Below are 9,664 nucleotides of genomic sequence, written 5' to 3' on the forward strand. Positions count from 1 at the left end.
CGCCCGGCCTGATCGTCCACTCACACCCCTACAAAAAGCTGCTCAACGGGCTGGTGATCGGCGACCGGTTGCACATGCGCCAGACGGCGGAAGGCCGTATCATCGCCGGCTCGGATTTCGGCGGCGCCGATCCGGGCATGGATGCCGAAGCCACCGCTCGCGAGTTGTTTGCGGCGATGAAGAGCATGCTGCGCGGCGCCGACGGGCTGGAACTGGATTTCCACACGGTCGGCTATCGGCCGACGCCGATCGACGGCTTTCCGATCATCGGACGTGCTGAAGGCATCAGCGGACTCTATGTCGCGGTCATGCATTCGGGCATCACGCTGGCGCCTGCCGTCGGCCTGTTCGCCGCCCGGGAAATCCTCGACGGCGCGCGCGACCCGCTGCTTGAGCCTTATGGGCTGACGCGGTTTGCTCAATAGCCGGGCGGACGGCGAAAACCGCCGCTCAGCGGCGCTATTGCCCTGGCGATGCCGAGCAGCCGCGATTCGGACCAGCGTCTGCCGACCAGCTGCAGACCAATGGGCAGGCCGTCGCGATCCTGCCTGCACGGCAGCGAAAGTGCGGGGTGGCCGCTATAGTTGAACACCGCGCCATAGGCCGGCAGCATCCAGTAGCTCTGCTCCTTGTCACCGACCTTGATCGGTGTTCCCGGCTCGCAATGCGGAAAGGCCGTGGTCATGGCGACCGGGCACAGCAAAGCATCGCAGCCTTCGAAAAAACGCTCCCAGGCAAGGATTGACCGATCGCGGCGGCTGAGCGCCTCGAACCAGCGCGAGACCGGTGTCGGTTCTTCTGGCGGTTCCGGTTGCGCTGCCTCCAGCATCATGCCGATCAGCGCGCCGCCTTGCGTCAGGTCGTCATGCAACTCGAGCGTCGGCAGTCTTGCTTGCTCGACGGTCGCGCCTGCAGACTGAAGCTCCCTTGCCAGGTTCTCGACAGCGGCCCTGATTTCGCTGGCCACCGGAAAACCCGGAAAGGCCGGCGCGAAAACGATGCGCAGGGTCTTGAGGTCAAGCTCCGGCATACCCTCGACAGGCACCGACGCAAGGTCGGCGTCGCGGCCGTCCGGCCCTGCAATGATCCCCAGGATCAGCGCCAGATCTTCGACGTTGCGGGCCAGCGGACCGATCCAGGACATCAGCCGCACGCCGCGCGGTACGCCACCGGGATCGGGAAAGGCGCCGGCCAAGGAGACGCGATGCTCTGTCGGCTTGAGGCCGTAGACGCCGCAAAAAGCGGCAGGCAGCCGGATCGAATCCTGCATGTCGGTGCCGACCTCGAACGACGTCATCCCGGCGCAGAGCGCTGCGGCAGCGCCACCGCTGGAACCGCCTGATGTACGCGAGAGATTCCAGGGATTATTGGTGCGACCGAACAGCGGATTGTTCGACTGCCAGTCGCCCAGCATCGTTGCGACATTTGTCTTTCCGACCAGCACGCCGCCGGCCGCCTTCAACCTGAGAACGACCGGGCTGTCTTCTCTCGCCACATAATCGGCAAAGGGCGGAAAGCCGACCGTGGTCTTCATCCCTAATGTTTCGTGCGTGTCCTTCAGCGTGAACGGCACGCCATGTAGCGGCCCGAGAGCGTCGCCGCGCGCCTGGGCTTCGTCGGCCTTCTCAGCGCGTTGCCGCGCGCCTTCCCTGTCGAGCGTGACGACCGCGTTGACCGCCTCATTGTGCCTGTCGATCTGCGCCAGATGCGAGTCCAGCGCTTCCACAGCGGAAATCCTGCGGTCGCGAATGGCGGCAGCTAATTCTGTGGTAGAGGAAAAGACGAGGTCCATGACCAATGCTCCCGGCTAGCTGGCAGCGCTCGTCTCACCAAATGGCAGATTGCGGCGCGGCTTCAAGCCAAGTTCAGCATTCGACGGCCGGCGGCGCTTGATCGGGATTGCGCAAAGCTTAGCCGACCAGCGCCAGCTTCTCCGCGACCCGAGCGAAGGGGCGAATGCTCATGCCGAGGAAGACCGCTTCGCCTAGATAGGCCGCCGACCCCGCACTTCGCCTCTAACGTCCCCTGTTGTGCGTCCGCTCGTAAAGTTCGCGGATGATCCGGCTTGCCGTGGAATCGAACAGGAACGGCAGGAAAGCGTGAACGAGCGCGGCGAATGCCGCCATGAACAACCGTGACGAGAACCACGCGGCGAAAGCCATGTGGCCGAAATAGGTTTCGCCCACCGAAGCCGGATGAGAAGTGAAAAGTCTTGCGAGCCGTGCGGTCATGCTGGTCCCCTTTTCAGCGCGTGAAGTCCCGATCTTGAGCATCTTGACATGCCTCGCCGGTTCATCGGTCCCAAATCATCCTTGTGTTTGGCCAATTATTGGGACAAACATCCCACATGCGGCTGGAAATCGATGAAATCGACCGAAGATTGCTGGGCGAACTGCAACGCGACGGCACGCTGTCGGTCGATCAATTGTCGGAGAGGGTGTCGCTGTCGCGCAACGCCTGCTGGCGCCGGGTCAAGCGGCTGGAAGAAGACGGCGTCATCACCGGCCGGGTGGCGCTGGTCGATGCGGACAAGCTTGGCCTTGGCCTCTCGGTGTTTATCCTGGTCCGGACCTCCAATCACGATCCGGACTGGCTACAAAAATTCCGGGCGGCAGTGACCAGTTTTCCCGAGATCACCGGCGTCTACCGCATGTCCGGCGACCTCGATTATGTGCTGCGTGCCCGCGTCGCCGACGTAAAGGCTTACGATCGACTGTATCAACGGCTGATCGCCAAGGTGGCGCTGTCGGACGTTTCGGCCTCCTTCGTCATGGAGGAGATCAAGGAGACGACGGTCGTTCCCGTAGAACTGCGCTGAAGCGGAACTGCGCTGAAAGAAAGCCGTTGATAGCATTGCCGCCGAGTTGACCGAATCGGCGTTGGCAGCGATAGGATCAGCCTTATGCGCGCAGCAATCTACACTTCCTCCGTCATCGGTCCGGCCGTCGGCTTTGTCAGGCTGCCGCATGGCGAAGGCCTGCCGCTTCCTGCCTATGAAAGCCCAGGCGCCGCCGGCATGGATCTGCGCGCCGCGGTGCCGGACGACCGGCCGCTGCTGATCCTGCCGGGAAAACGCGCGCTGGTGCCGACCGGGCTGATCCTGGAGATCCCGGAGGGCGTGGAAGGCCAGGTCCGGCCGCGTTCGGGCCTTGCCTTCAAGCATGGGCTCACCTGCCTCAACACACCGGGCACCATCGACAGCGACTATCGCGGCGAGGTCAATGTGCTGCTGATCAACCTCGGCGACGAGGACTTCGCGGTGACGCGCGGCATGCGGATTGCCCAGATCGTCTTTGCTTCGGTGATGCAGGCGACGGTCGAGGAGCGCACATTGGCCGGCGGCACGACGCGTGGCTCGGGCGGCTTCGGATCGACCGGCACGGCCTGATGAGCCTGATGAAAATACCCAAATTGGTCATCTTCGATTGCGACGGGGTTCTGGTCGACACCGAGAACCTGGCCAATCGACGCCTCGCCGAATGGCTGAGCGCCGCCGGCTACCCGGCAACCTTCGAATATTGCCGCAAGAATTTTTCCGGCCGCTCCATGGTCTCGGTGCAGAAGGAAGTCGAGGCGACCGGCGTTAGCCTCGGCGCCGATTTCGTCGAGCGCTGGAATGCCGGATTGCCGGACCTGTTCGCGCTTGGCGTCGAAGCCATCCCCTATGTCAGGGAGTTCATCGAAGCCGTACGCGCGGCCGGCATCGCAACTTGCGTCGCTTCATCGGCGCGGGTGTCGAAAATGCATATCACGCTCGGCCAGACCGGGCTGCTGCCGCTGTTCGAGCATGCGCTGTTCAGCTCGACCATGGTCTCGCGCGGCAAGCCGTTTCCCGACCTGTTCCTGCATGCCGCAAGCACGATGGGCTTCGCGCCCGCCGACTGCATCGTCATCGAGGACAGCGTCGCCGGGACGTTAGCCGGCATCGCCGCCGGCATGCGTGTTTATTCCTACCACGGCGACCCGCATTCCGATCGCGACGGCCTGACCGAGGCCGGCGGCATCCTGTTCGACGACATGCGCGAACTGGCCGGACTGGTGCCGATTCACTGATCTGATATTCAGGCTTCTTATCCGGCTGTACGCCTCTGCCGTTCGTGCTAGCTTGCGAGCGCTCGACAGTGGGAGGCGCCCAGCGCATGAATTCCATCCTGCTTCGCTTCATCCTCGCCTGTTTGCTGCTACCGTGTCTGTGGATGACGGCCGGCGCGCAAGGCGCCAGCTCCCCGGACCTCGGCAGCGCCGTCCCCGTCCACGAGGGCACAACCTATCTCGACCTCGCCAGGATGATCATTCCCGATCTGGCGCCGGACAAGGATGGCCTCTACCGGGGTTCCATGCCGGTCGAGATGCGCCATATCGAGGGGTCGGATAGCGGTGGCTCGCCGCCCGAAACCTCAGGCCTTTCCAACGCCGCCGCGCTCGACATCAAGGCCGGCGGCAAAGATCGTCTGGCCATGCTGTTCGACCTCGGCAGCTCGTCGGACAGCGCCGAGGGTTTCGCGGTGCTGGCGCTTTACGATCTTGCCGGCAAGCCGAGACTGCTCGACGCTGTCAATGTCGCCGTCGACCGGAGCACCTCTTTCCGCGAGCCGGGCAAGCTGCCGATCGGGCCCAGCGATGACGCCATCATCACCCTGAGCACGCATTTCAATTCGAGCCAGGGCTATGTGAGCACGCCGCTGATCCTGGTCCGCGACGACAGGTTCGAGCTGATCGACATGATCTACACGTTCAACGAGAACCTCTGCGCCTATAAGCGCACGCAGGAGTTGGCCTTTCAGGCCGTTGCGGACGGCCAGCCCTATGCGGCCATCAAGGCCACGGTGACCGATACCACGGTGCCGAATGGTGAAAGCTGCGACGACGATCCGGCGCCCAAGGCTTCCTCGCGCGACATTTCCGTCACCTACCATTGGAACAGGGCCGCATACGTCAAGGGGTCCGACGCACTGGACAAATTGGCAGCAGAGAACGCCAATCGCTTCTGAACCAATCGCATTCGTTTGCCCGCCGCAAATCGGCGCGATAGAATCCGGCCTCACACCCCGCAGATGAAGGAATGCATCCATGGACAAGGGCAAAATCTTTCGCGACCTGCATAGCTCGATCTTCGTCATGCCCAACCCGTGGGACATCGGCACGACGAAACTGCTGGCCTCCTTCGGCTTCAAGGCGCTGGCGACGACCAGCGCCGGCTGCTCGATCGAGGATCACACCGGCGAGCCCGACAAGCCGATCTACGATTTTTCGCATGCAGTCGAGCGCGTCGCCGCTGCAGCGGAGGCGGCACGGGCGCTGAAGCACGATTTCGTCTTCACTGCGCGAGCCGAGAATTTTCTGTGGGGCAAGCCCGACATAGACGACACGATCAAGCGGCTGCAAGCCTTCGAGAAAGCCGGCGCCGACGTGCTCTACGCGCCGGGCCTTGGCGACATCGAGACGGTGCAAACCGTCTGCTCGGCGCTGACCAAGCCGGTCAACGTCATGGTGAGGCCCGGCTTCACCATTGCCGATCTTGCCCTGGCGGGGGTCAAGCGCATTTCGCTCGGGCCGTGGCTGACCAATTTCGCCTTCGGCATGCTGGAAACGGCGGCGCGCGAGATCCAGCAGGACGGCACCTTCGGCTTCACCCGCGCCGCCATGCCGTTCGGCAAGCTACAGGCGTTGTTTGCCAAATCTTCAGCTTAGATAGGCCCCAACGCATGACGCTCACCGTCGTCGACATGCACACCGGCGGCGAGCCACTGCGGATCGTCACCGGTGGTTATCCCGAGATACCCGTGGGCACGATCCTGGAAAAGCGCGCCTACGTGCATGATCACTTCGATCATCTCAGGAAAATCCTGATGTTCGAGCCGCGCGGCCATTACGACATGTATGGCGCGCTGCTGGTGGAACCCGACCTGCCCGGCGCCGACCTCGCCGTGCTGTTCATGCACAATGAAGGCTATTCGACCATGTGCGGCCACGCCATCGTCGCGCTCGGCCGTTATGCCGTCGACGAGGGGCTCGTGGCGCGGCAGGAGCCGGTGACGACGGTCAACATCGAAGCGCCGTGCGGGTTGGTCGTCGCCTCGGTCGAGGTGCAAGACGGCAAGGCCGGTGCGGTGTCGTTCGAAAGCGTGCCGGCCTTTTTGTTCGCCCGCGACCAGGAGACCCGATTGCCGGGCTTCGGTGCGATCGGCTTCGACATCGCTTATGGCGGCGCCTTCTATGCGCTCGCCGATTGCCGCCAGTTCGGGCTGGAGTTCGGCAAGAACCGCGTGCGCGATTTCGTCGATGCGGCGACGGCGCTGACGGGGACACTGAAGGCCGAGTTCCCGCTGTCGCATCCCGACCATGCAGAGCTTGCCTTTCTCTACGGCACCATCCTGACCGACGGACAGGACGTATTTTCCGACACCCCGACCAAAAACATATGCGTCTTCGCCGAGGCCGAAGTCGACCGCTCGCCGACCGGCTCGGGCGTCACCGCACGGCTGGCGGCCATGCATGCCAAGGGCGACATCGCGATCGGGCAGGCACGGACCTTCGAGAGCATCGCCGGCTCGCGCTTTTCCGGCAGCGTGGCGAGGACCGCGAAAGCCGGGCCGCATGACGCCATCATCGCCCGCGTCGGCGGCCGCGCCCACTACTCAGGCCGGGCCGAATTCATCGTCGAGCCCGACGACGAGTTGGGACGCGGCTTTCTGCTGCGCTAGGATTTTGAGGACCGGGCCGCTTCCCGTGCTGAGATCGCCTTGTGCAAATGCACCATCATGGCGGCGGCAAACAGCGGCGTCAGGAGGTTGAGCAGTGGCACGGCGAGGAAGGCAGCGACAACCAGCCCGGCGAGAAACACCGTGCCGGCATATTTTTTGCGCAACGCCCGCGCCTCGGCCTCCGGGCGAAAGCGCATGGCGGCGAATTCGAAGAACTCGCGCCCGAGCAGATAGCCGTTGACGATGAAGAAAGCGGCGATGTTGATGCCCGGCACCAGCAGAAGCAGCAGGGCAACGATGTTGCCTGACATGACGACGCCGAAGAATTTTATCGCCAGAACCATCGAGCGCAGTGCCGGCATGGCGCGACCGGGCGGCTCATCGGGATAATCGCTGCGCTCGACCACTTCGGCGACGTCGTCGAGGAACAGGCCGGCGATGATCGCCGTCACCGGCGCGATGAGCAGCGCCAGACCCAGCGCAAGACCGATCCCGGCGACGATGACGCCAAGCCATCCGGCCCAGGACGGCAGACTAGGCAGCCATGCGTCGATCCATGGCCAGGCCAGCCATTCGAACAGGCCCTCGATGGCGAACCACAGCGCGGCGAGCGCCAACAAGGTCAGGCCCAGCGTCTTCACGAACACCGAGCGGAATTCGGGCGAGAACAGCTGGCTGGCGGCGGCGCGGGCGGCGCTGGGGATCACGGCGTTTCCAATTCCATGTTGAACAGGCCCCGTATCAAACGGGTCCATGGCAGGACATCTGCGAGATAGGCGGAGACACGACAAGTCACAAGCGCAACTTTCCTACTGCGCAAGCCTCGCCTGGCGGGCGGGAATGGTCATCGCCGCCACGCCGGCGACGACAAAGGCCATGCCCCACCACGCCGCCGGGCCAAGGCTCTCGCCGAGGAACACGGCCCCGATACCGACGCCGATCGGCACACGCAGATAGGCTTGCGAGGTGGTGCCGACGGAGCCCAGCGTATGGATGAGGCGGAAATAAATACAGAAGGCCAGCGCGGTTGAAAAAACCGAAAGTCCAAGCAGAGCAAGGATCGAGGCCGCTGACGGCGCCAGCGTCCAGGGCCGATCGAACACGAGGCTAAGAGGCACGAGTATCGCAGCGCCGCAAAGCATCGAACCGGCGGCCGGGATCATCGGATCGAAGCCCTTGAAGCCGCGGCCGAAAATGGCCGCGCCGGCATAGCAGACCGTCGCTGCGACGACGGCAAGCTGCGCCCACAATTGGTGACCAAGACCGCCAAGCGCCTGGGTGCCGACGATGAGGCATATTCCTGACATGCCGGCGCCGACGCCGAACAGCTTGCGCATGGTCACCGGTTCGTGACGTGTGATGAGCGCGGTCAGCAAGAAGGTGAAGATCGGTGATGTCGCATTCAGGATCGTGGCCAGGCCGGCGTCCAGCGAGCGCTCGGCCGAGGCGATCAGCGTGAACGGCACAACGCTGTTGAGGCATGCCTGGAACGCAAACCGACGCCAGCTGGCGGCATCGCGCGGCAGGGCCAGGCCACGCCAGCGGATGAGGGCAAGAAGAATTCCACCAGCAATCAAGGTTCGTGCGGCGATCAGCGTTACCGGCGGGATCGTCTCGACGCCGATCTTGATGAAGGTGTAGGAAGCGCCCCACAGCACGGCCAGCGCAACGAGAAGCGCCAGCTCGGTCTTCATGTCGGTGTTTGTGGGCATGGCGGGTTCGCAGCTTCAGGGACATTGATCGATTACGTCATCCTTGTAGGCAAGGCACGGAAGAAATGCTTCGATCCTTATCCAACCGTGATGGTTGGCTAGGCAAAGCTGCATCAAATCGCTAGACCCGCCCGCGGCCGGCATGCCAGAAAGCCGGTAGTTTTTTCGCGGAGACATCATTGATGCCGAATTATGACGTGCTTTGTATCGGTAATGCCATCGTCGACATCATCGCCCAGTGCGACGAGGCGTTCCTTGAGACGAACGGCATCATCAAGGGCGCGATGAACCTCATCGACACGAGGCGCGCCGAACTGCTCTACAGCCGCATGGGCCCGGCCATCGAAGCCTCCGGCGGCAGCGCCGGCAACACGGCGGCGGGCGTCGCCTCCTTCGGCGGTCGCGCCGCCTTCTTCGGCAAGGTCTCGAACGACCCGCTCGGCGAAATCTACGCCCATGACATCCATGCGCAGGGCGTTGCTTTCGACACCAAGCCGCTCAACGGCGAGCCGCCGACGGCGCGCTCGATGATCTTCGTCACGCCCGACGGCGAGCGCTCGATGAACACCTATCTCGGCGCCTGCATCGAACTCGGGCCGGAGGACGTCGAGGCCGACAAGGCTTCGGGTGCGGCGGTCACCTATTTCGAGGGTTATCTGTGGGATCCGCCGCGCGCCAAGGAAGCGATCCGGCAGACGGCGAAGCTCGCGCATGCCGCCGGCCGCGAAGTGTCGATGACGCTGTCGGATTCGTTCTGCGTCGACCGCTACCGCGACGAGTTTCTGGATCTGATGCGCTCGGGCACCGTCGACATCGTCTTTGCCAACAGCCACGAGATCAAGGCGCTCTACCAGACCGCCTCGTTCGACGAGGCGCTGGCCCAAATCCGCAAGGACTGCAAGATAGCCGCCGTCACCCGCTCGGAAATGGGCTCGGTCATCGTGCGCGGCGACGAGACCGTCACCGTCGAGGCGACCAAAATCCGGGAGCTGGTCGACACCACCGGCGCCGGCGACCTCTATGCCGCCGGTTTCCTTTACGGCTACACGCAAGGGCGCAGCCTGAAGCAGTGCGGCGATCTCGGCTCGCTGGCGGCCGGACTGGTCATCCAGCAACTCGGGCCAAGGCCGAGGCAGAATCTGCGCCACGAGGCCGAGCAGGCCGGGCTGATTTAGGGATTTTACCTCCCCCCTTGCGGGCAGGGAAATCGCATACGCCCCCTCACCCGGATTGCCAACCGAATTGCGA

General features: G+C 63.7%; 12 protein-coding genes. 8 read left to right on the forward strand and 4 right to left on the reverse strand.

Annotated features, from left to right (window positions below):
* Positions 1-425, forward strand: a 425-nt coding sequence (locus E5W87_RS07405; protein ID WP_292395419.1) for an FAD-binding oxidoreductase, incomplete at its 5' end; no start/stop codon positions are given.
* On the opposite strand, the gene E5W87_RS07410 is transcribed toward E5W87_RS07405, so the two are convergent.
* Entirely contained in the window at positions 419-1,792 is a 1,374-nt protein-coding gene (locus tag E5W87_RS07410; protein ID WP_292395421.1) for an amidase, read from the reverse strand. The two genes, E5W87_RS07405 and E5W87_RS07410, sit on opposite strands and share 7 nt — an antisense overlap.
* A gap of 223 nt (positions 1,793-2,015) precedes the next feature.
* Positions 2,016-2,231 (reverse strand): DUF6356 family protein, encoded by a 216-nt coding sequence (locus E5W87_RS07415; RefSeq protein ID WP_145721838.1) that lies wholly within the window; start codon positions 2,229-2,231, stop codon positions 2,016-2,018.
* A gap of 116 nt (positions 2,232-2,347) precedes the next feature.
* Between E5W87_RS07415 and E5W87_RS07420 the strand changes: the two genes are divergently transcribed.
* The 6 genes from E5W87_RS07420 to E5W87_RS07445 all read left to right on the forward strand — a co-directional run bounded on the left by E5W87_RS07420 (position 2,348) and on the right by E5W87_RS07445 (position 6,704).
* Positions 2,348-2,818 carry an Lrp/AsnC family transcriptional regulator gene (locus E5W87_RS07420; protein ID WP_292395424.1) on the forward strand — a complete coding sequence of 157 codons (471 nt, stop codon included), beginning with the start codon at positions 2,348-2,350 and terminating at the stop codon, positions 2,816-2,818.
* An 84-nt stretch (positions 2,819-2,902) separates the two neighbouring features.
* The gene (gene dut, locus E5W87_RS07425; protein WP_292395425.1) at positions 2,903-3,388 is read left to right on the forward strand and encodes a dUTP diphosphatase; all 486 of its coding nucleotides are present in this window, start codon (positions 2,903-2,905) and stop codon (positions 3,386-3,388) included.
* 8 nt (positions 3,389-3,396) lie between these two features.
* Positions 3,397-4,053: an HAD family phosphatase gene (locus E5W87_RS07430; RefSeq protein WP_292395428.1), complete on the forward strand. Its 657-nt coding sequence runs from the start codon at positions 3,397-3,399 to the stop codon at positions 4,051-4,053.
* An 86-nt stretch (positions 4,054-4,139) separates the two neighbouring features.
* The gene (locus E5W87_RS07435; RefSeq protein ID WP_292395430.1) at positions 4,140-4,991 is read left to right on the forward strand and encodes a hypothetical protein; all 852 of its coding nucleotides are present in this window, start codon (positions 4,140-4,142) and stop codon (positions 4,989-4,991) included.
* Between the two features lie 79 nt (positions 4,992-5,070).
* A complete protein-coding gene (locus E5W87_RS07440) occupies positions 5,071-5,691 on the forward strand; it encodes an isocitrate lyase/phosphoenolpyruvate mutase family protein (RefSeq protein WP_292395433.1) in 621 nt (206 codons plus the stop codon).
* Positions 5,692-5,705: 14 nt separating this feature from the next.
* A complete protein-coding gene (locus tag E5W87_RS07445) occupies positions 5,706-6,704 on the forward strand; it encodes a proline racemase family protein (RefSeq protein ID WP_292395436.1) in 999 nt (332 codons plus the stop codon).
* Here the strand turns inward: E5W87_RS07445 and E5W87_RS07450 are convergent.
* On the reverse strand, positions 6,701-7,411 hold the full coding sequence (locus tag E5W87_RS07450; RefSeq protein WP_292395438.1) for a sulfate transporter family protein: 711 nt from the start codon (positions 7,409-7,411) through the stop codon (positions 6,701-6,703). The two genes, E5W87_RS07445 and E5W87_RS07450, sit on opposite strands and share 4 nt — an antisense overlap.
* A gap of 102 nt (positions 7,412-7,513) precedes the next feature.
* Complete coding sequence (locus tag E5W87_RS07455; protein ID WP_292395440.1) at positions 7,514-8,416, reverse strand: EamA family transporter; 903 nt, start codon at positions 8,414-8,416, stop codon at positions 7,514-7,516.
* Positions 8,417-8,598: 182 nt separating this feature from the next.
* Between E5W87_RS07455 and E5W87_RS07460 the strand changes: the two genes are divergently transcribed.
* Positions 8,599-9,591 (forward strand): adenosine kinase, encoded by a 993-nt coding sequence (locus E5W87_RS07460; protein WP_292395442.1) that lies wholly within the window; start codon positions 8,599-8,601, stop codon positions 9,589-9,591.
* Positions 9,592-9,664: the final 73 nt, after the last annotated feature.

Source organism: Mesorhizobium sp., from assembly GCF_004962925.1.
Lineage (GTDB): Bacteria > Pseudomonadota > Alphaproteobacteria > Rhizobiales > Rhizobiaceae > Mesorhizobium.